The 20,706-nt window shown below is 67.5% G+C and carries 22 protein-coding genes; 7 read left to right on the plus strand and 15 right to left on the minus strand.

Annotation, left to right across the window (positions count from 1 at the left end; translation table 11 throughout):
- Positions 1-128: 128 nt before the first annotated feature.
- The 6 genes from AC1IQ6_RS11610 to AC1IQ6_RS11635 all read right to left on the minus strand — a co-directional run bounded on the left by AC1IQ6_RS11610 (position 129) and on the right by AC1IQ6_RS11635 (position 6,144).
- Positions 129-1,430 (minus strand): UDP-N-acetylglucosamine 1-carboxyvinyltransferase, encoded by a 1,302-nt coding sequence (locus AC1IQ6_RS11610; protein ID WP_485866354.1) that lies wholly within the window; start codon positions 1,428-1,430, stop codon positions 129-131.
- Between the two features lie 149 nt (positions 1,431-1,579).
- Entirely contained in the window at positions 1,580-1,939 is a 360-nt protein-coding gene (locus tag AC1IQ6_RS11615) for a cupin domain-containing protein (RefSeq protein WP_102772015.1), read from the minus strand.
- A 34-nt stretch (positions 1,940-1,973) separates the two neighbouring features.
- Positions 1,974-3,239, minus strand: a complete 1,266-nt coding sequence (locus tag AC1IQ6_RS11620; RefSeq protein WP_485866355.1) for an NAD(P)/FAD-dependent oxidoreductase — start codon at positions 3,237-3,239, stop codon at positions 1,974-1,976.
- 35 nt (positions 3,240-3,274) lie between these two features.
- Complete coding sequence (locus tag AC1IQ6_RS11625) at positions 3,275-4,567, minus strand: MFS transporter (protein WP_111824858.1); 1,293 nt, start codon at positions 4,565-4,567, stop codon at positions 3,275-3,277.
- Between the two features lie 84 nt (positions 4,568-4,651).
- The gene (locus AC1IQ6_RS11630) at positions 4,652-5,266 is read right to left on the minus strand and encodes a helix-turn-helix domain-containing protein (RefSeq protein WP_102772012.1); all 615 of its coding nucleotides are present in this window, start codon (positions 5,264-5,266) and stop codon (positions 4,652-4,654) included.
- Between the two features lie 95 nt (positions 5,267-5,361).
- Positions 5,362-6,144 (minus strand): DUF899 domain-containing protein, encoded by a 783-nt coding sequence (locus tag AC1IQ6_RS11635; protein ID WP_485866356.1) that lies wholly within the window; start codon positions 6,142-6,144, stop codon positions 5,362-5,364.
- A 177-nt stretch (positions 6,145-6,321) separates the two neighbouring features.
- On the opposite strand from AC1IQ6_RS11635, the gene AC1IQ6_RS11640 reads away from it, so the two are divergent.
- Both AC1IQ6_RS11640 and AC1IQ6_RS11645 read left to right on the plus strand, forming a co-directional pair.
- Positions 6,322-6,801, plus strand: a complete 480-nt coding sequence (locus AC1IQ6_RS11640) for a VOC family protein (protein WP_102772010.1) — start codon at positions 6,322-6,324, stop codon at positions 6,799-6,801.
- Between the two features lie 33 nt (positions 6,802-6,834).
- Positions 6,835-7,224, plus strand: a complete 390-nt coding sequence (locus AC1IQ6_RS11645) for a VOC family protein (protein WP_102772009.1) — start codon at positions 6,835-6,837, stop codon at positions 7,222-7,224.
- A gap of 15 nt (positions 7,225-7,239) precedes the next feature.
- Here the strand turns inward: AC1IQ6_RS11645 and AC1IQ6_RS11650 are convergent, their stop codons facing one another.
- The gene (locus tag AC1IQ6_RS11650) at positions 7,240-8,175 is read right to left on the minus strand and encodes a DNA/RNA non-specific endonuclease (RefSeq protein WP_485866357.1); all 936 of its coding nucleotides are present in this window, start codon (positions 8,173-8,175) and stop codon (positions 7,240-7,242) included.
- A gap of 148 nt (positions 8,176-8,323) precedes the next feature.
- Here AC1IQ6_RS11650 and AC1IQ6_RS11655 point away from each other — a divergent pair, with 148 nt between their 5' ends.
- Entirely contained in the window at positions 8,324-9,481 is a 1,158-nt protein-coding gene (locus AC1IQ6_RS11655; RefSeq protein WP_485866358.1) for a GGDEF domain-containing protein, read from the plus strand.
- Here AC1IQ6_RS11655 and AC1IQ6_RS11660 read toward each other — a convergent pair whose 3' ends face one another.
- Positions 9,482-10,336, minus strand: coding sequence for a hypothetical protein (locus AC1IQ6_RS11660; RefSeq protein WP_485866359.1), 855 nt, complete (start codon positions 10,334-10,336; stop codon positions 9,482-9,484). It lies immediately after the preceding gene.
- An 82-nt stretch (positions 10,337-10,418) separates the two neighbouring features.
- Complete coding sequence (locus AC1IQ6_RS11665; protein ID WP_485866360.1) at positions 10,419-12,698, minus strand: CehA/McbA family metallohydrolase domain-containing protein; 2,280 nt, start codon at positions 12,696-12,698, stop codon at positions 10,419-10,421.
- Positions 12,699-12,792: 94 nt separating this feature from the next.
- Here AC1IQ6_RS11665 and AC1IQ6_RS11670 point away from each other — a divergent pair, with 94 nt between their 5' ends.
- The 3 genes from AC1IQ6_RS11670 to AC1IQ6_RS11680 all read left to right on the plus strand — a co-directional run bounded on the left by AC1IQ6_RS11670 (position 12,793) and on the right by AC1IQ6_RS11680 (position 15,674).
- Complete coding sequence (locus AC1IQ6_RS11670) at positions 12,793-13,719, plus strand: LysR family transcriptional regulator (protein WP_485866361.1); 927 nt, start codon at positions 12,793-12,795, stop codon at positions 13,717-13,719.
- 113 nt (positions 13,720-13,832) lie between these two features.
- Positions 13,833-14,801: a Bug family tripartite tricarboxylate transporter substrate binding protein gene (locus tag AC1IQ6_RS11675; protein WP_485866362.1), complete on the plus strand. Its 969-nt coding sequence runs from the start codon at positions 13,833-13,835 to the stop codon at positions 14,799-14,801.
- 72 nt (positions 14,802-14,873) lie between these two features.
- Positions 14,874-15,674 carry a hypothetical protein gene (locus tag AC1IQ6_RS11680; protein WP_485866363.1) on the plus strand — a complete coding sequence of 267 codons (801 nt, stop codon included), beginning with the start codon at positions 14,874-14,876 and terminating at the stop codon, positions 15,672-15,674.
- Between the two features lie 13 nt (positions 15,675-15,687).
- Here the strand turns inward: AC1IQ6_RS11680 and AC1IQ6_RS11685 are convergent, their stop codons facing one another.
- Positions 15,688-16,110, minus strand: coding sequence for a hypothetical protein (locus AC1IQ6_RS11685; RefSeq protein WP_485866364.1), 423 nt, complete (start codon positions 16,108-16,110; stop codon positions 15,688-15,690).
- Between the two features lie 114 nt (positions 16,111-16,224).
- On the opposite strand from AC1IQ6_RS11685, the gene AC1IQ6_RS11690 reads away from it, so the two are divergent.
- Positions 16,225-16,974 carry an SDR family oxidoreductase gene (locus AC1IQ6_RS11690; protein WP_485866365.1) on the plus strand — a complete coding sequence of 250 codons (750 nt, stop codon included), beginning with the start codon at positions 16,225-16,227 and terminating at the stop codon, positions 16,972-16,974.
- A gap of 11 nt (positions 16,975-16,985) precedes the next feature.
- Here AC1IQ6_RS11690 and AC1IQ6_RS11695 read toward each other — a convergent pair whose 3' ends face one another.
- Genes AC1IQ6_RS11695 through AC1IQ6_RS11715 form a run of 5 tightly spaced genes read right to left on the minus strand, consistent with a single transcriptional unit; the run spans position 16,986 to position 20,688 of the window.
- Positions 16,986-17,759, minus strand: a complete 774-nt coding sequence (locus AC1IQ6_RS11695; protein ID WP_485866366.1) for an aldolase/citrate lyase family protein — start codon at positions 17,757-17,759, stop codon at positions 16,986-16,988.
- Positions 17,760-17,767: 8 nt separating this feature from the next.
- The gene (gene hpaH, locus AC1IQ6_RS11700) at positions 17,768-18,550 is read right to left on the minus strand and encodes a 2-oxo-hept-4-ene-1,7-dioate hydratase (RefSeq protein WP_111824868.1); all 783 of its coding nucleotides are present in this window, start codon (positions 18,548-18,550) and stop codon (positions 17,768-17,770) included.
- Positions 18,540-19,427: a fumarylacetoacetate hydrolase family protein gene (locus AC1IQ6_RS11705; RefSeq protein WP_111824869.1), complete on the minus strand. Its 888-nt coding sequence runs from the start codon at positions 19,425-19,427 to the stop codon at positions 18,540-18,542. The genes hpaH and AC1IQ6_RS11705 overlap by 11 nt, the downstream gene beginning before the upstream one ends.
- Positions 19,424-20,296 carry an amidohydrolase family protein gene (locus tag AC1IQ6_RS11710; protein ID WP_102771997.1) on the minus strand — a complete coding sequence of 291 codons (873 nt, stop codon included), beginning with the start codon at positions 20,294-20,296 and terminating at the stop codon, positions 19,424-19,426. Before AC1IQ6_RS11710 ends, AC1IQ6_RS11705 begins: the two co-directional genes overlap by 4 nt.
- Positions 20,297-20,307: 11 nt before the next feature.
- Entirely contained in the window at positions 20,308-20,688 is a 381-nt protein-coding gene (locus AC1IQ6_RS11715) for a RidA family protein (protein WP_102771996.1), read from the minus strand.
- Between the last annotated feature and the right edge of the window lie 18 nt (positions 20,689-20,706).

Here is a 20,706-nt window from a genome sequence, read left to right on the forward strand (position 1 = left end):
CAAGGGGCCATGACCCTGGAGTGCCACGCTCCCGGCGCGTCGCGCCGGGAGTAAGTCGGCGGGCTCCCGTTACGCGTAATGGAGCGTGTGTGTCTGCAAAGTATAGGCTTGCGCCGGCCCGCCGGCAGCTATTCTTCGCTGGTCCATTCCACCTGCACGCCCAGGCTGCGCAGGTTTTCCACGAAACGCGGATGGGCGCGGCGGATAGGCGTGGCGTTGCGGATTTCCGAGCGGCCCCCGATGCTGCTGGCCACCATGAAGAGCGCGATCGCGACCCGGATGATGTAGGGGCTTTCGACCACCGCCGGCGTCAGCGGACGGCCGCCGAAGGTGATGACGCGATGCGGGTCCGACGAGAACACGTGGGCGCCGAACTTCGACAATTCGCCGGTCCAGCCCAGCGCGCCGTCGTAGACCTTGTTCCAGAACATGGCGTTGCCCTCGGCGCACACCCCCAGCGCGATGAAGATCGGCAAAAGGTCCACCGGGAAGTAGGGCCAGGGCGCCGCCTCGACCTTGGTCAGGACGTTGCTGGTGAAGGGCGTCTGCACCTTGAGCGGGCCCTGGCGCAGCGCGCGCGACCAGCCGTTTTCATGCACGATCTGCACGCCGAACTTGGCGAAAGTGCGGTCGATCAGCGGGAAGTTGCCCGGGGTGCTGTTGCGCACCACCACGTCGCCGCCGGTGATCGCGCCCAGCGCCAGGAACGTGGTGATTTCGTGGAAGTCTTCCTCGAAGGTGAATTCGCCGCCCTTCAGACGGGCGCCGCCGCGCACCGTCAGGCGCGAGGTGCCGATGCCGTCGATATCGGCGCCCATCATCGTCATGAAGCGGCAGAACTCCTGCACGTGCGGCTCGGAAGCCGCGTTGGTCAGCGTGGATTCGCCCTGCGCCGCCGCGGCGCACAGCACGAAGTTCTCGGTCGTGGTCACCGAGGCGTAGTCCAGCCAGTGATGGGTCGGGCGCAGGTGGCCGCTGGCGCGCACCAGCAGCGAGCCGCTGGCCCGCTCCACCTCGCCGCCGAACGAGCGGAAGATGTCCACGTGCGGATCGATCTCGCGCACGCCCAGGGTGCAGCCCTTGACGTTGTCTTCCAGCCGCGCCACGCCGAAGCGGGCCAGCAGCGGCGGCACCAGCATGATGGACGAGCGCATTTCCTCGGGCAGCCGGTGGCGGGCGGCGTCGAAGGCCGTGTCGCGGTGGTGCAGGTCCAGCGTGCGGGTGCTTTCGTCCAGCCGCACATCGCTGCCCAGCGTGCGGAAGATCTCCAGGATCTTGCGCACGTCCGTGATGTCCGGCACCCCGTGCAGCCGCAGCGGCTGGTCGGTCAGCAGCGTGGCGCACAGCACGGGCAGCACCGCGTTCTTGTTGGCCGAAGGAGTGACGCGGCCGCGCAGGGGCGTGCCGCCGTGGACGATGAGATTGGACATGGATGGCCGGGCAGGAGAAGAAAAAAGCAGGGGAATTGTACTGTCGCGCCGCGCGACGATGCCTTAGGGGACGTGCTGACGACGGCGCAGGCGCCGAAACTGCCGCTGGCCGGGGGGCGGGGATGCCCGGGCGGGCCGGGCGTTCGTGCTTAGCGGGTGACGCTGATGAAGTAGATTTTCTTGACGGTCCGGTCCACTTCCCAGCGGCCCGAATAGCCTTCGGGCATGACGAAGGCGTCGCCCACGGCCAGCGCATGCACGGTGCCGTCCGGATCGACCAGGCGGCAGGCGCCCTCGACGATGTAGCCGAATTCGATATAGCCGGCGTTGTTGGCCTGGAACGTGCCCGCCGTGCTTTCCCACACGCCGGCGCGCGCCGTTTCGTGGTCGAAGGCCTTGACGCTGAGGAACGACGCGTCGCCGGTGAGCGGCTGCTTGGGTTTGCCGGGGACCGGATCGACCATCGGGCCGCCGTTGAAACGGATCAGTCGGGCATTGTTGTCAGGCACTGCATGTACTCCATGAACGGGGTGAAAAAAGGGGTCAGGCAAAGCGCGACAGGCGGAAGGCGGCCGGATCCACGGTGGGCGTCCTGCCCTGGACCAGTTCGCTCATCAGTTCGCCGGCGGCGGGGCCGATGCCGAAGCCGTGGCCCGAGAAACCGGAGGCCAGGAAGAAACCCGGCACGGAATCCACGGCCGACATGACGGGCAGGGCGTCCGGCGTGACGTCGATCATGCCGGCCCAGGCGCCGGCCACGCGGGCGGGCGCGAAGGCGGGGAAGGCCGCCTTGAGCTTTTCCAGCGCGGTGGAGATGGCCGCCATGCCGGCCTGCGGGTCGAGGATGCGGTGCTGCTCGAACGGCGTGGGCGCGTCCAGCGCGAAGCGCCGCGGCATCTTCAGTTCGTCGATGAAGCGCCGTCCGACGCGCAGCTTCAGGTACTTGCGCTCGGCCATCCAGGCCGGCAGGAACTGGCGCATCAGGCGGATGCTGTCGGGCGTCAGGTCGGCCGTGGAGGCGCCGAGCTGCGAAACCGTGTAGCCGCCGTCGGCGCGCTTGCGGCAGGTGAAGTCGCCGCCGTTGATGGCCAGATCCATGCCGGTCTCCAGCGGCGTGGTGCGCAGCACCGAGGCGTGCACCTTGAGTTGCGGGAACGACACCCCGCTGTTGCCGCAGAACAGGCGCGACCATGCGCCGCCGGCCAGTACCACGGCCGCCGCGCTGACGGCGCCGCGTTCGGTGACCACGCCGCCGACCCTGCCGGCGGCCAGGTCCAGGCCGCGCACCGCGCAGCGTTCGAATATCTGGCAGCCCGCCGCGCGCGCCAGGCCGGCGATGGCGGCGGTGGCCAGCTGCGGCTCGGCCACGCCGTCGTCGGCGTTGTAGAGGGCGCCGGCCCAGGCGCGCGCGCTCTGCGCGCCGAGCAGGGCGGGCAGGTCGGCGGCATCGACCAGCCTGGCGGGCACCGCGTACGGGCGCGCAGCTTCCAGCCATTTGGCGTGGCCCTGCATATCGGCCGCGCTGCGGCCCAGGTAGGCGAGGCCGCGCTGCCGGTAGCCCACGTCCGCCTGGGCCTGTAGCTCGCGCCACAGGGCGTTGGCGCGCAGCGCCAGCGGCAGTTCGCGGTGGTCGCGCCCGACCGAGCGTATCCAGCCCCAGTTGCGCGAGGACTGTTCGCCCGCGACTACGCCTTTTTCGAATACGGCGACGCGCAGGCCGGCGCGGGCCAGCGACCAGGCCGTGCTGATGCCGATGATGCCGCCGCCGATGACGGCGACGTCCACGTGGGAGGGAATGCGGGTGTCCATGAAACGGATAGCGCCTGTAAGAGGTTGGCGGGAGTTCAGCGGACCTTGGCGCGCACGCTGGCCAGCGCGACGATGGCCACCAGGCCGATCGCGATCAGGTAGTAGGCGGGCGACATGATCGTGCCGGTGCGCGTCACCAAAAAGCCCACCACCACGGGAGTGACGCCGCCGAAGAAGGTCTGCGACGCGACGTACGCGATGGATACGCCGGTGGTGCGGCAGGAGGTCGGGAACAGCTGCGCCAGGAGCGAGCCGACCGGCGCGAAATAGAAGCTGTAGAACACCAGCGACATTAGGCACTGGAACAGCACCAGCGAGCCGAACGAAGGCGCGCCGGTCAGCATCCTGAAGGTGGGCACGATGATGATCAGCCCCAGCACCAGGGCGGCGGCCATGGTCTTGACCGCGCCGTAGCGGTCGGCGGCCAGCCCGCCCAGCATGGGCAGGAAGGTGCACACCAGGCCGCTGCAGATCGAGGCCACGAACGCATCGTCCTTGGAAATGCCCAGGTTGTTGATGGCGAAGGTCGGCATGTAGATGTTGAGATAGCTGGCGACGTTGCCGGCGGCCACGATCAGCGCGCCCAGCAGCAGGTAGCGCTTGTGCAGGCGGAAGGTCTCGCGCAGCGGGGCGGCGCGTTGCGCCTGCTCGCCGTCGAATTCGGGCGTTTCATCGATCTTGAAACGGATGTAGAGGGCGACGGGGCCGATCAGGCAGCCGAAGACGAAGGGCAGGCGCCAGCCCCAGCTGTCGATCTGCGCTTCGGTGAGGTAGTGGTTGATGAAGTAGGCGAACAGCGCCGACACCACCAGCGCCAGGCCCGTCGTGGAGAACTGCAGGCTGGCCAGGAACGCCTTGATTCTGGGATTCTGTTCGGTCAGGTAGGAATTCGCGGTGCCGAATTCGCCGCCCGCGGAAAAGCCCTGCAGCAGGCGGCCGGCCACCAGCGCCACCGGCGCGAGCGCGCCGATGGTGGCGTAGGTGGGAATGAGCGCCATCAGCGCCGTGCCGATCAGCATCAGCGTGGCGGTCAGCGACAGCGCGGCCTTGCGCCCCTTCTTGTCGGCGTAGATGCCCAGCAGGACGGCGCCCACCGGGCGGATCAGGTAGGAACTCGCGAAGGTCAGGAAGCTGAACAGCAGGGCGGTCTGCGGGTCGTCGGAAGGGAAGAACAGCCGCGAAATCGGCAGCGCGAACAGCGCGTAGACCAGCAGGTCGTACCACTCGAAAAAGGCGCCGATGTTGGCGGCCACGATGTCGCGCAGCTTGCCTTTGCGCGCGGGAACGCGCGCCGGGCGCGCGCCGATCGATGCTGAAGACGAGTTCATTGCGGTGTTATCCCTTGGATGGCCGCGTCGCGGCCTTTTATTTGTCGGTATGGGCTGGAATGCGGTGGAGCAATGGGGAGGGGGTCAGACGTAGAAATGGTTGCTGTTGACGACCAGGAAAACGGTTTTCTGGTCCCAGCCGTTTTGCCACCGATAGGGGTGGCTGCCGGAAAAGCCATAGCTGTCGCCGGCCTCCAGCAAAAAGGATTTGTCGTCGACGAAGATCTGGAGCTTGCCGCTGAGCACGTAGCCGATCTTGTCGCTGGCCTGCACCAGGAAGCCGGGGTCGGAGGCCGCGCCCGGTTCCAGCTCCATCAGGAACCCTTCGAGGGTGGCGCAGCTGCTGGGCGTGATGCGGTACTTGGTGACGCCGTTGTTGCCCAGCTTCAGCGGCTTGCGCGCCGCGACCCGGACCGTGAATTCGTTCTGTTCGTCGCTGACCGGGCCGCTGGGGGCCGGGGCCAGCAGGCTGGCCCCGTCGATGCCCAGGGCGTGGCAGATCGCCCGCAGGCTGCGCATGGACGGCGAACTGAGGCCGCGTTCGACCTGGCTGATCAGCGCGATCGACATGTCGGCCCGTTCCGCCACGTCCTTCAGTTTCAGGCCTTGCTGCAGGCGCGCCGCGCGCAGGCGTTCGCCCAGGGCCTTGTCGTGTTCGTCGGCGGCGTTCGGGCTGTCTTCGGGCTTATCGGATTTCATGAAACTCTGGTCTGTTTTTCACTCTCATTGAAAAAATAATAGGGAAATTTTACTTTTGCCACAATACGGAGTCGGGAATACCCCTAGACGGAGACTCACTTGTTCTTGTTGCGGAATGCCGCCTCGCCCGCGTCCGATATTTCCACCCACTTCCGGTCGGGCGCCGCGCCCTGGACATAGCTGTCGTGCCAGTTCCACCACTTGTACGTCGGGGTCTGCGGGTATCCCTCGGGCGAATCCTCCCAGGTCTCCTGGCGGCCCAGCGGCGTGATGTCCAGGTAGTTCCAGGTGCCGCCCATCTGTTCGTCGCCGCGGTTGTTCAGGAAATACGTGTGGAAGATGCGGTCGCCGTCGCGGAAGAACACGTTCGTGCCGTGCCATTCGTGCACGCCGAAATCCTTGTCGAAGCCGTCGGTGAGCGTGAACCACGGCATCTTCCAGTCCATCCTGGCCTTGAGCCGCGCGATGTCTTCCTGCGGCGCCCGCGAAACGAAGACCAGGGTCGTGTCGCGGGCGTTGAGATGCGCCAGGTGCGCCACCTGGTCGGCCACCATGGAGCAGCCGCGGCACGCGTGTTCCGGCCAGCCGTAGACGCCGGGCTCGAAGAAGGCGCGGTAGACGATCAGTTGGCGGCGTCCGTCGAACAAGTCGGACAGGCTGAGCCGGCCGTGCGGGCCGTCGAAGGCGTAATTGGCGTCCACCTCCGTCCAAGGCATGCGGCGGCGCTCGGCGGCCAGCGCGTCGCGGGCGCGGGTGTGGGCTTTTTCCTTCACCAGCAGCCGCTGGCGCGCGGCCTCCCATTCCTGCGGCGAAACCACCGGGGGCGTGCGCATGGGGGATGCGGCGGCGGGGCTGGCGTTGTCGGTAGGGGCTGTCATGAGCGGGTTCCTCCTGGGTTGGATGTCCGTGGGAACAGTGTGGCACCGCGGGTCCGACGCCGGGAGTAACAAATGTGGCGGCATTGCGCCCACAACATTTTCCAAAGCTTGGTAACGCTTGCCGGACCGGCATCGCGGCTATGCTGCACCTACCGGGACTTCGTCAGGAGAGCCGCCATGGCCAGCAAGAACACGATTTGCCTTTGGTACGACCGCGACGCGCTGGAAGCCGCGCAGTTCTACGCCCAGACCTTCCCCGACAGCGCCGTGCAGCGGGTGCTGCGCGCGCCGGGCGACTATCCCTCGGGCAAGCAGGGCGACGTGCTGACGGTGGAATTCACCGTCATCGGCATTCCCTGCCTGGGCCTGAATGGCGGGCCGGCCTTCAAGCACAGCGAAGCCTTTTCATTCCAGATCGCCACCGAGGACCAGGCCGAGACCGACCGGCTGTGGGACGCCATCGTCGGCAACGGCGGGCAGGAGAGCGAATGCGGCTGGTGCCGCGACAAGTGGGGCCTGTCCTGGCAGATCACGCCGCGGGTGCTGATGGAGGCCATCGCCGACCCCGACCCGGCGGCGGCCAAGCGCGCCTTCGAGGCCATGATGACCATGCGCAAGATCGACATCGCCGCCATCGAGGCCGCCTGGCGCGGCTGAGGGCGCGTCTGCGCGAACCACGGGAGCCACCCCATGAGAATCAAGCTCAACAGCATCTTCGTCGACGACCAGGACAAAGCGCTGCGCTTCTACACCGAAGTGCTGGGCTTCCAGAAGAAAAACGACATCCCGATGGGCGCGGCGCGCTGGATCACGGTGGTCTCGCCCGACGGCCCCGGCGATCTGGAACTGGTGCTGGAGCCCAACAGCCATCCGGCGGCCAACGCCTACCAGACCGCGCTGAGGAACGACGGCATTCCCGTCACCGCCTTCGAAAGCGCGGATCTGCAGGAAGACGTGCGGCGCCTGAAGGAAAAAGGCGTGGCCTTCACCGTCGACCCGACTCCGGCCGGCATGGTCGCCATCGCCATCTTTTCCGACACCTGCGGCAACCTGATACAGCTGTACCAGATGAACGGCTGAATCCGGCCGCGCGCCTCAGCCGCCGGCCGGCAGCAGCTTCAGCCCCGTGCGCCGCACGAACTCCTCGTAGCTGATCGGCGGCCCCGCGCGGGTGCCGGCGGCGTTGGCCTGCCAGTGCACCCAGGAGCGGCCCGACGTGGCGTCGTACACCACCTTGTACAGGTAGCTGGGCACCGCCACGCCCGAACCGATGGTCTGCGGCCGTTCGCCGTATACCGGCCCCGTGAACACGTACACGTCGCCGGCGGCGCGCATCACGTACTTGCGGGTGTCCTGCTCGATGGCGCTCCAGGCGCCGCCGTTATGGATCTGGTTCTGCGGCACCATGTTCGCCAGCGAAAAGCTCTGCGCCATGGCCTCGGGCGTGGACATGTCGCCGGCCGGCGCCATGTGCCCGCGCGAATAGCCCGAGCCGCGGTAGTCGTCCAGCTCGGCCCGCTCGGCGCGCGGCAGCCGCGCCTCGGCGTAGAACCTGTCGGTGCGCTGCAGGCCCTGGGCCTGCGTCAGCATCCGGCGGTTCAGGCGCTCGGCCACGAACACCGGCGTCTTGGTCTGGCCGTCGTGCAGGATGGCGAAGGCCGAAAAACAGATCTCGCGCAGCTTCTGGCTGCCCGGCACTTCCGGCGGGCGCGAATGCGGAAAGAACTGCCGGCACTCGGCGAACATGGTCTGGGCCGGCGCGCCGGTCGGCGCGGCCGTGGGCGCCGCCCGTTCCTGCGGCCTTGCCGTCCGCTCGTGCGGCAAGGCTGGCCAGCCCAGCCGGTTCAGCGCCTCCTGCACCGGCGCCGGAATCCGCCACTGCGGATTCAGCACATAAGTGGCCGCGCCGAAACTCGCCAGCGACGAGAACAGCAGCGCTTTCAGGAACTTTGGGAATCGGCCGCTGGAACGGGCCGTGGACCTGCTGGTGGAACGTTTCTTCCTGGGAGGGGCTTTCTTCGCGCGCGTCATTACTACCTGTGAGCTACCGCCCGGCCGCGCCTACGACCGGCATGGCCTGCGATTGTAGATGAGCGCGCGCCCGCGACCCGGCCGTAAGCCGGCCCTTGTAGAATTTCGGCCTGCCGCGCAAAAAGCCGCGCCATACCCAACGTCTCCGATGTACGTCGATCTCCTCACCCTTTACTTCATCATCATCGGAACCCTGCTGGCCACGGCCGGCCTGACGTTCTGGGAGCATCGCACGCATCCCCGGCGCAGCCGCTCGCTGCGCATCCTGGCGGCGGGCTTCGCGACGCTGGCACTGGGCTGCACCGCCGCGCTGTTCCGTAGCCGCGTGCCGGGCGGGCTGGGCTCGGCCGCGGCCAACCTCATCGTGCTCAGCGGCTATCTGCTGGTCATGAACGGCGCGGCCTCGCTGCGCGGCAGGCGCTACCGCGCCGCCTCCTTCGCGCTGCTCATCGTCATGGCGCTGATATGGGCGGCGGCCGGCGAGCGGGGCGAGGACCTCGTCTGGAAATACGTCAGCGCATTTCCCATCGCGCTGGTCAGCGGCATGACGGCCTGGCAGCTGCTGCGCTGCGACGAGCTGAAGGCCTACACGCCCTTGCGCATCGCCGCGGCGGTGACCGGCGTGCACGCGCTGATCTACGCCGCGCGCGCCTGCCTGCTGCCGTGGTGGGTGGCCGGACACGGCCCCGGCATACACCTGACCGCCAGCACGCTCACCATGTATGAGGGCGTGCTGTATTCGATCCTCCTGCCCATGACCCTGCTCAAGCTGGTGCGCGAGGAAACCCACGGCCAGCTCCTGCGCGAATCGCAGACCGACTACCTGACCCGGCTGGGCAACCGCCGCTGGTTCTTCGAGCAGGGCGCGCGCCTGCTGCAGGACGCCGGAGCCCGCGCGCCGCTGGCCGTGCTGGCGTTCGACCTCGACCGCTTCAAGGCCATCAACGACCGCCACGGCCACCAGAAAGGCGACCAGGTGCTGCAGGCCTTCGCGGAAACGGCGCGCGCCGTGCTGGGCCTCGACGCCATCCTCGCCCGCATCGGCGGCGAGGAATTCGCCGCGCTGCTGGCCGGCGACGCCGCCGGCCGCGCCCAGACGCTGGGCGAATCCATCGCGCAACGCTTCGCCGCCGCCATCGCGGCCCAGGCCGACGGCATCGCCATGCCGGCCACGGTCAGCATCGGCCTGGCCCGCTACGAACGGGCCGCGCCGCCGCTGGCCGAAGCCCTGGCCGCCGCCGACCGGGCGCTGTACAGCGCCAAGGAGGCGGGCGGAAACCGGCTGGTGGCGGCGTGGCAGGCGTAGTCAATCGTCGGTGAGCGGGGTTCGCAGCTGATCTGCCAAGACGGTGCCCGAGGGGCCGCTCACTCGGATGGACCGGCCCTCGGTCGGTTCGATCACCACGTTTCCGCTTACCGGGTCGAACAGGATCACCGTGCTGTCGGTAGAGGTGACATGGCGGCCTTCGGCAAGCAGTGTGCCGTCTTTCCAGATAGACAGGCAGGGCGTGGTTTTCGCCTTGAATTCCTGTCCGAATGGGTGAATGTTGAACGGGTTCAGTCTTTCACTGCGGCTTAGTATCGGCGAGCAATGTTCAGCGGAGATAACCCAGGTATTGAAATGCCGCATCGCGCCCTCGTAGCCAGCACTGGGAATAATGACGAAAACGGCGATCGCCGCGCCGACTAGCGCAACCAAGAGCCATGGTATGGCCGCGCACATCGCGAGCAGGGAAAAACTTAGCGCCTGCCTGCGCAACCATTGCAGTGCCGCACGCAACGCTGCGGCGCAAGGTAATTTCGTTAGCGCGCGGCCAGCGGCAGTCCCTGTCGTGCATGCCTGTTGGCGCACTTTGGGTGTGCGAATTCCGATGGTCACGAATGCCACGGCCAGTCCTATGCCGATCGCAACGTAGACCAACCCGCGAAATCTCTCGGTTTCGCGCGCCAATTCCAGCATCTCGATCCAGCCGCTCAGCGCATAGCTGGATAGATGCAGGAGGTCCAATGGTGAGTTGTAGGTCAGTTTGGCAGGGATATCGAAGCAGGACTGGATTGCGAGGGCGGCCCCATAGCCTAGTAGCGATAGTGCGACGGGGCCCGCCAGCACCACCGCCGAAACGCCCACTGCCATGTCATGGATTACCCCTTTCTCTGCCATGCCCCAACTCCTGTCGTCTTAAAAGGATGTGGGGTATTTACGGCAGTTTCGCCGCAAAGAAAAGCCTGACGGGCGGATATTGCTATTTTTCGCGCGTTCCCGATACGTTCGAGACGCGCTCCACATAGATCGGGCTGGAGTAAATGAAAAACCCGTCTTCGGTGGTGATGCGCAGGTACACCGCATTGTCGGGGCCCGTGTGCAGCGGCACGCGAACGCGCCCCTGCATGCGCCGCGCCGGATTTTCGTCGGGCAGGCGATAGACCTGCAGCCGGCGCCGGATGCCGCCGTTCTCCACCACCACCGGCTCCAGGCCGATCCGGTCGACGGCGATCTCGGTCTGCACGACCGGCGTGTCGATCTTCAGCACGCCGGCCTGCGGATCGCGCAGCCGCACGTCGATGCCGCTGAAGCCGCCGGTGGTCAGCGAGCGCCAGCTCAGCATGTCGGGCCGCGGCTGCTCCAGCGTCTTGTCCAGGTTCCAGAAATTGATCGGCTGCGGATCCACGAAGGCGTTGCCTTCCAGCGTGGCGCTGCCGTCCCACACCGTCTGCCGGCCGCGGCCGCGGTACTCCGATCCTTCCCACACGATGCGGATGCGGCTGCCCAGCGCGGCCTCGTCGTAAGGCGTGAGCGTCTGCACCACGTCCATGCGGTTGCGGACCTCCACGCGTTCGATGGGGCCGTGGGTCAGCACTTCGAAGGAAAACTCCAGCGCGTCGCCGTCGCAGGACAGGATGGCGCCCATGTCGGCTTGCGTGACGGGCTCCAGCGTCACCGGCGCGCCCAGCTTGGGATCGTCGGAATAGCGCAGCGCCGGCCGTTCGAAATGCGCCTGCACGTCCAGATAGGCGCGGCAGCCGGTGGTGGCGTAATGGCGGCGCTGGCGCAGGCATTCGGCGATGGATTGGCGGGTCAGCCCGTCGGCGATCAGGCAGCTCAGGCCGCCGTACGCGCCGAACAGGGACGCGCCGGGGTGGCTGGCGCCATGCCGGCCCTTGTGCCCGTCGCTGTTGGCCAGGATGCCCACGCGGTAGCCCAGCCGGAACGCATCCTCCAGCAGCCACTCGAAAGTGCCCCAGTCCGAATGGATCTCGATCGAGCGTTCCAGTCGCGCGTCGTGCGAGCGCGTGATGTCGGCGTAGCGCCCGCCAATATGGGCGAACACCACCACGTCCTCGTCCTTGAGCGCATCGAACAGCGCGTCAGCGTCGTTGGCGTCCAGCGCCAGATCCGACAGATCGTCGATCAGCGCGTGCGAGGAGCGGTGGATGGGGCGGCCCTCCTGCAAATACAGCACGTTGCGGTCGCCGCCCAGGCCGGTGTTGCCCGACCATTCGTAGCCGGGAAAGATGATGAACGCGCCGTCCTGGTTGTACTTGGCCGTCAGCGCGTTCAGGTGTTCCCAGAACGGCGTGGTGATCTGGAAGTCGTTGCCCTGGTGGCTCATGACGTCCAGAAACGCGCGGTCGCGCGCGAACAGGATCAGTTCTTCCGCCGAATTCGTGCCTATGGTTTCCTCGGACTGTCCGTGCAGATCGGCCCAGTAATGACCGCACCTGCCGTCGCCGGCCGGCACGATCCGGCACGGCGTGCTGTGCGCCACCGGCACCCCGTCGCGCAGCACCTCGATGCGCAGTTCTCCGGGGGCCTGCGCCATCAGCCCTTCGAGCCGCAGTGCATGCTGGCCCTCGCGCATCGAGAACGAGGCGGGCAGGCCCTGCAACGGCAGGCTGCTGCGCAGCGTGAACTCGCCCGAAACGCGGTCGCTGGGGTTGCCCCATTTGTCCTCGCCCTTGAAACCGAGGCTGAACGGCTCGCCGGCCGCCGCCTGGCTCGGCAGGATCGCCTTGTACGCCACCGGCGGGCCGGCCACCACGGCGATGGTGGGGGAGTTCTCCAGCTCCACGTAGTTGTAGGTGGCGAAGGCGTCCACCAGCACCTTGAACTCGAAGGTCGGTTCGCTGAAGGTCTGCACCCGCATGCCGGGCGAGCCCTGCCGCGTGTCGCCGAAACGCACCACGATGCGGTCGCCTTCCTCCAGATAGCCGCGCACCACCCGGATGAACAGCGTCTTGTCCCAGGGCCGGATGTTGCGCTTGCCGTCGTACTCCACCTGCAGCACCGCGCCGTTCGAAGCCTCCACGGTGGTGTAGTTCCAGCCGTCGGGCCGGTCGAACTGCGGCTTGCCCATGTCGCTGGCGAAGCGGTGCACGATCTTGATCGACCCGGTGTCGTCGATGCCGAAATAGCCGGCGGTATAGGTCAGCGTGAACGAGGCCAGGCTGCCCGCTTCGAAGCGGCCCGACGGTTCGACGACGGCCGATCCCATGCGGTCGGCGGCGTAGGAGGAGTGCGGCATTGCGGTTCCGTGCGCAGGTTAGGGAAATCCCATCTTAGGGAGCGCTCGGGCATGTAGCTATAGTATGGAAACTATTCCATCATGACGTCATAGCATGTCCGATCCGGTCGAATCCGTCTCGCTGCGCCAGCTGCGCGCACTCGTCGCGATAGGCGAAACCGCCAGCTTCACTGCAGCCGGCGAACGCCTGGGGCTGTCGCAGCCCTCGGTCAGCCACCTGATCCGCCGGCTCGAAGCCGAGGTCGGCCAGCCGCTGGTCGTGCGCGGCCGCGAGGTCTCGCTCACGCGCGACGGCCAGGCCATGGCGGACGTGGCGCGGCGCGCCATCCTGGCCATCGACAGCGCCATCCAGGAAAGCCGCGAACATTCCGAACTGAAGCTGGGCAAGGTCATGGTCGCGGTCGGCCACGTCACCGCCGCCACCCTGCTGCCGCACGTGCTCATGGAATTCCACCAGCGCCACCCCCAGCTCGACCTGATCGTGGTCGACTGCATGGTGCAGCAGATCCGGACCCGGCTGCTCTCGCACGAGGCCGACGTCGGCCTGGGCGCCGTCATGCCGGACGACGACTCCCGCATCATGGTCGAACCGCTGCTGGACCGCGGCGTCGCGCTCTTCGTGCGCGCCGACCATCCGCTGGCCCGCTTCGAGGAGGTCGACGCCAAGGTGCTGGCCGAACTGCCGTGCATCCAGCTCAATCCGGAAGCCCCGCCGTGGCTCAGCATCAGCCGGCGGCTCATCGCCGCCGACATCTACCCAAGGGTGGAACAGCGCGTCGTGCTGCTGTCCACGGCGATAGGCCTGATCCAGGCCGGCATGGGCGTGGCCATGCTGCCGCAGATCGCGCACGGACAGATGCCGGCCGGCCTCAAAAGCATCGCGCTGCGCAACCCCAGCCTGGAATGGCCGATCTCGATCGCGCGCCAGGCCAACTACCCGCTGTCTCCCGCCGCCCAGGCCTTCGTCGCCGTGGTCCGCTCGGTATCGCAGCGGCTGCGCCGTGAAGCCGCCATGCCATGATGGCATGACGCTATAGCACCCCGCCTATTCTGCGGGCGGGCCGCCTCGGATACGCTGCTTCGCATCATGCAATGCCGCATGGTTTCCACAGCAAGCACCACCGCGGAGGCATCATGAAAGCACTACTGGCGGCCCTCCTGGCCTTTGCGGGGTTCGGCGCCATGCCGGCCGGCGCCGCGCCGTTTCCCGACCGTCCCATCACCCTGGTCGTGCCGCTGGCGGCCGGCAGCACCGCCGACATTCTGGCGCGCGCGGTCCAGCCCGGCTTGAGCCAGTTGCTGGGCCAGACCGTGGTGGTCGAGAACCGGCCCGGCGGCGGCGGCCAGATCGCCATGAACTATGTGGCCAAATCGGCCCCCGACGGCTACACGCTGGTCCTGGGGTCGAACAACACCTGGGCCATCAACCTGGGCCTGTTCTCCAAACTGTCCTACGACCCCACCAGGGACTTCGTCCCGGTGGCCTACCTGGCGGGCAGTTCCAACGTCCTCATCGTGCCGGCCGACAGCCCGTACCGCTCGGTGCGCGAACTGGTCGCCGCCTTGAAGGCCCAGCCGGGCAAGCTGATGTATTCCTCCGGCGGTAACGGCACCACGCACCACCTGTCGGCCGAACTGCTGCTGTCCATCACCGGCGCCCAGGCCGCTCACATTCCCTATCGCGGCGCGCCGCAGGGCGTGGCCGCCGTCATGGCGCACGAAGTCGCGTTCGCCTTCTACAACACCCCCAGCGTGTCCGGCCTGGTCAAGGAAGGCAAGCTGCGCGCGCTGGCCGTCACCGGACAAGCCCGATCGCCGCTGCTGCCGGACGTGCCCACCATGATGGAGGAGGGCGTGCCGGGTTACGTCATCACGGTGGACCTGGGCCTGATGGCGCCCGCCGGCACCCCGCCCGACGTCGTCGCCAGAATCAACGCGGCCGCGCGCAAGGTCATGGATGGCGACGAACAGCGTCGGCGCCTGCAGGCGCTGGGCTATGAGATCTTCCACGACGGTCCGCCCAGCGGGCTGGCGGCGTTCATCCAGGCGGATATCGCCAAATGGGTGCCGTTGGTTGAACGGTCGGGCGCCAAGGTGGATTGACACCCGGTTCCGACGAGGTCCTCGTCGCCATGTTAAAAAGGCGCGCCCGAACCTCGAACGAACGAGTCGTCCATGTCCGAACACCACCAGTTTCTTTGCCCACGCGATATGCATTTGCCGCCGCCGGACTGGCGCGCGCTGGAAGCCAGGCTGCTGGAAGGGGGATACGTGCTCGAACCGCGCGGCGACCGCATCCCGTATCGCGCATTGCTGAACCTGAGCTTCGGCCTGGCCGGCCTGAACGAAGGGTCGTACCAGCACCGGGACGGCCTGCGCACGACGGGCGACGTGATCGCGATGTACGTGCAGGCGGGACACCTGCCGGCGGACCTGCCCATACGCCATAACGACACCATGGAAGAGGCGCTGGCGCTGCTATCCCAGCGCGGTATCGTGCCGGGCGACCTGTATCTGGACAACGAGGGCAGCGATTGGAACAGCCCGCAATACTGCCTGGGCCCGGCGGCGCGGCCGTACCTCAACGCCGACACGCGCGCCGCCTATGACGCCGACCCCAGGCATTTTCCGCTGATGCTGCTGGCTTATGACGGCCCCGCGCCGCACGTGGCGGTCGGCGAAAACCTTTCCGAGCCCAGCCTGCCGGGGTCCGACGAACTGCTGGAATCCATGCCGCCGTTCGACTCGCATGTCGACTTCATCGGCGCCGCCTACGAAGACCCGGCCGCGCAATGGCATTGCTCGCAGGATGGCCGCGACTACCGAATCCTGGAACTGGACTGGCAATACAGCCTGGCGATGGGCTTTCGCCTGATCCGCACCGAAGGCCTGGATGACGGCAGCGCGCGCGGGCTGGCGGGGCTGATGGAGGCGCTTGCCGGGCAGCCCATGGTTTGCAGCCACCGCCATCTGTAGAGACCTGCTGCCTTTATTCCTCGTTACGCCAGGCGCTGCGCCGCCGCGATCGCGGCTTGGGTATCACCCCCAGCCGCGGGTCGCGCGCCAGCGCAAGCCCGACCAGCTTCTGCGCGATCGCCTCGAAAGACTCGTCCTTCTGCGGCAGGTACAGCCACTTGCCCAGCACGGGATGCGGCTGCAGGGCTGGCAGCTCGGCCATCAGCGCCGCGTGCCGTTCTTTCGACGTGCACACCAGAATGCCGCTCCACGGATCGTCGCGGTCCGCGGCCACCAGGTACAGCGCCTCATCCAGGTAGGCCGCGTCGCAGCCGAACATCTTGCGGTGGGCGTAATTGGCGTCGCGCTCCAGGGGTTCGAGAATCCAGAGGAGCGAGTTCTGGCGTGCGGGCTGTCGCCGTTTCGGCGGGGCGAATGGATCGGGGCGGTTGCGCATGGGGTTTTCGCGGGCGGCTTGCAGGAGAGCGTCGAACGGGCCGCAAGAACCGGATATCCGTCTCGGCCAACGCTCCGGACAATGAAGATACACCATTCATATCGGAGCGCCGCCATGGGGTTGCTGCAGGATAAAGTCGCCATCATCACGGGCGCATCGTCGGGAATCGGGCGCGCCGCCGCGCTCTTGTTCAGCGCGCAGGGCGCCGCCGTCGTCTTGAACGCCAGGGGTGAATCGGCGTTGGAGGAGGTGGCCGCGCGCATTCGCGGCCAGGGCGGAAAGTCGAGCGTGGTCGCCGGCGACGCCTGCCGGCCCGAGACCCACAGACGCTTGATCTCAGCGGCGGTCGCGGAATTCGGCGGCCTGGATATCGCGTTCAACAACGCCGGCGCCACCGGACCCATAGCGCCGCTGGCCGACATTGCCTTTGCCGACTGGCAAACGACGATAGCGGCGAACCTGCATTCGGCGTTTCTGGGCAGCGCGCATCAGGTCCCCGCCATGCTCGAGCGCAAGGGCGGAGCGATCATTTTCACGTCCAGCTTTGTCGGCACCAGCGTGGGACTGCCCGGCATGGCGGCCTATGCGGCCGCCAAAGCGGGGCTGATGGGACTGGTCAAAGGCATCGCCGCTGACTATGGCGACAAGGGCATCAGGGCCAACGCGCTCCTGCCCGGCGGCGTGGACACGGCGATGGCGGGCGACAGCGCGCAGAAGGAATGGGCGGCGGGACTGCACGCGATGAAGCGGATCGCCCGTCCCGAGGAGATCGCTTCGGCCGCCTTGTTTCTGGCGAGTTCCATGGCGAGTTTCGTCACGGGTTCCGCCTTGTTCGCGGACGGCGGGAATGCGGCGGTGAAGTGAGGGCAGGTGTGCTAGCCAGGGGCGGCAGCGAACCGCGCCGCGAGCTGGTCGCAGTGCCGCGCCAGGATCGCCGCATCCACGCCCACCGCCGTGTATAAACTTCCCGCGGCCATGTACCGCCGCGCCAGCGTCTCGTCCGGCGTCAGCACGCCGGGCGCCTTGCCGGCCGCGCGTACCCGCCCGATGGCGCGTTCGACCTCGGCGACCACCTTCGGATGCTGCGGTTCTCCGGGATAGCCCAGGCTGGCGGCCAGGTCCGCCGGCCCGATGAAGACGCCGTCCACGCCGTCCACCGCGATAATGGCGTCCAGGTACTCCAGCGCCTCGCCGGTCTCCGCCTGCACCAGGAGGCACAGCTCGTCCTCGCAGCGGCGCATATAGTCGGGCACCCGGCCATAACGCGTGGCGCGCATGGTGCCGCTGACGCCCCGCACGCCGCGCGGCGCGTAGCGCATGCCGGCCACCGCGCTCTCGGCTTCGGCCGCGTTCTGCACATAGGGCAGCAGCAGGGTCTGCGCGCCGATGTCCAGGTATTGCTTGATCTGGACCTTGTCGTTCCACGACGGCCGCACGACGGGATGGCTGCGATAGGCGGCCGCGGCCTGCAATTGGGCCATTACCGTTGGCAGCAGCGCCGGCGTGTGTTCGGTATCGAGCAGCAGCCAGTCGAAGCCGCTGGCGGCAACCAGCTCGGTGCTGTTCGGATGCCCGAGCGTGACCCACAGGCCGGTCTGGTGGCGTTGTTCGCGCAGCGCGCGCTTGAAAGGATTGACGGGAAGTTCCATGCGGCGTCCTAGGAAAAATGGACCGAGATGCTGCCCAGCTTGCCGTAGTCGGCATGCAGCGTGTCGCCGCTCTTGACCGCAACCGTGCGGGTGAACGACCCGGCCAGCACGATCTGGCCGGCGGCCAGGCCGGTATCGTGCTGGGCCAGCTTGTTGGCCAGCCAGGCGATGCCCAGCGCCGGGTGTCCCAGCACGGCGGCGGACACGCCCGATTCCTCGATCACGCCGTTTTTCAGGAGCAGGGCGCCCACCCATCGCAGGTCGATATCCAGCGGCCGCACGGGCCGGCCGCCCAGCACGATGCCGGCGCAGGCGGCGTTGTCGGCGATGTTGTCGACGATGCGGCGCGGATACTTGCTGCGTCCGTCTATCAGTTCCAGCGCCGGCACCACATAGTCGGTGGCGTCCAGCACGTCGAACAGGCTCACGTCGGGACCCTGCAGCGGCTTGCCCAGCACGAAAGCCAGTTCCACCTCCACGCGGGGCACGATCAGCCCGGCGGTGGGAATGGTCTCGCCGTCCTGATAGAACATCGTGTCCAGCAAATGCCCGTAGTCCGGCTCGTCGATGCCGACCGTGCTTTGCATCGCCTTGGAAGTCAGGCCGATCTTGTGGCCGCGCAACCTGGCCCCCGCGGCGAGTTTCTGGTCGATGATGCGCTTCTGGATCGCATAGGCGTCGGCGATCTCGATGCCTGGAAAAACCTGGTCGAGTTGCGTGGTGGGTACGCCGCTGCGTTCCGCCTCCAACAGGAGGCTGGCGGCGCGGATGCGGTCGTCTTCATTGAGCATGGCGGGTTCCTTGCGCGGGCGCGGCCGACTCGTCAGCCACAGGGTTGGACAGGATGCCGATGCCGGCCACTTCCACCTCGACCACGTCGCCCGGCTTCAGGAAGCGCGGCGGCGTGAAGCGCACGCCGGCGCCGATAGGGGTGCCGGTGGAGATGACGTCGCCCGGCTTGAGCGTGGTCCAGATGGAGATATAGCGGATCAGTTCGGCGAAGGGGAACATCAGGTTGTCGGTGGAGTCCTGCTGGCGCAGCTCGCCGTTGACGCGCGTGCGCACCGTCAGCGGTGCGGCGGGGTCGAACTCGTCGGCCGTCACCATCCATGGACCCATCGAACCGCTGGCGTCGAAGTTCTTGCCCTGGGTCACGTTGAATTTGCCGTGCCTGACCCAGTCGCGCACCGTGCCTTCGTTCAGGCAGGTCAGGCCGGCGATGTGACTCCAGGCGTCTTGCGCGGCGATGCGCCGGCCGGTCTTGCCGATGACGATAGCGATTTCGCCCTCGTAGTCGAGCTGCCCGGACTCCGGCGGGCGCAGCAAGGGCTCGCCGTGCCCCACGAAAGAGCCCGGAAAGCGCGGGAACACGCTGGGATAGGCGGGCGGCGCGCTGCCGTCCTGGTATTCCTCGTTGCGTTTGCCGTAGTTCACGCCCACGCAGATGATCTTCTCGGGCGCGGGAACCGGCGGCAGCAGGCGCACCTGACTCAGCCGGTGCGTGACCGGCAGCGAGCCGGCCAGGCGCGCCAGGGCGGGCAGGGCGCCTGCTTCCAGCGCGGCGCGCAGGCTGTCGTGGCCCTGGCCATCGAGCGCAACAATCTCGTCCTGGCCGCGCAGGGCGCCAAAGCGCGCGCGGCCTTCATGGGTGAAGCTGAGCAGTTTCATTCGTCGAATCCAAAAAGGCGCGCGGGGTTGTCGACCAGAATCTTCCTGAGCGTGGCGTCATCGCCTGCGTAGCGCGCCAACTGGTCCAGCAGCCTGCCCTCGTCCGGCGTCGCCTTGACCGACACCGGATGCGGCCAGTCGCTGCCCCAGATCACGCGATCGGGGTTCGCGGCGATCAGCGCCTGGGCCAGCGGAATCACGTCGTCCCAGGGCTCTCCCGTGCGCGACAGCTTCTCCGTCAAGGACAGCATCACCCAGAAATTGCCGCGGGCCAGCAGCGATTCCAGGCTGCGCCGCGTGGGATCGGCCGCGCCCGCGCCCGGATCGGCGCGGCCCATGTGGTCCAGCAGCACCGGGATGTCCAGCGCTTCGAACTGCTCCATCTGCGCCATCATGCCGTCGGGCTCCGGCTGGAACTTGGCGTACCAGCCCAGCTCGCGGATGCGCGCGATGGCGCGGTCGAACACGGCCGGCGCCATGCTGATGCCCAGCCCCTGGCGCGTGAAGCGCGCGCCGCGCACGCCCGCGTCGTGCAGCTTCTGGATGTACGCGTCATCGCGCTCGGCCAGCACCACGGCATTCGCGCAGCCGCGGTACGACGGGCCGGCCGCGGCGAGACCGTCCAGCACGACCTGATGGTCGGCGCCATATGTGGTGGCCTGCACGATCACGCCGCGCTCGATGCCGAGCAGCCGGTGCAGGCCCAGCGCCGTCTCGATCGTTGCGTCAGGCATTTCATACGCCGCGCCCGGACGCACCGGATAGCGGTCCGCCGGCCCGAATACATGAAACTGGCTGTCGCACGAACCCGGCGGCAAGCGATACGCCGGCGCGGTCGGATGGGTATGGAAGTGTTGGTATTGCGTCATCGCCGGTTCCCTTATCCGATCACCGCGACGAAATCGCACTCGATGAGTTTGTCGCCATCCAGATCCGCCTGCATGGTGTGGCGCGCCGGGCGATCCTGCGCATCCGGAAACGCCTGCAGCCACGCCGCGTTCAGCGCCGCGCGCTGGCTGCGGTCGCGCATCCACACTGTCATCTTGGCGATGTGGCCCAGTGTGCCCCCGCCTGCTTCCACGATGCGGCGCACGTGATCGAACATCAGTTCGCACTGGCGTTCCAGCGATGCGCCGTAAGCGCCCGTCGCCGGGTCGGTGCCCTGGATGCTGCCGGAATACAGCATGGGGCCGATCCGGCAGGCGGCGGGAATGGGATTCTTGTGGCTGAAGCCTTCGGCATAGATGCTGCGTCTGCTCATGGCGGATTCCGTATCGGG

Source organism: Achromobacter sp. MUI-25009338 (assembly GCF_057359325.1).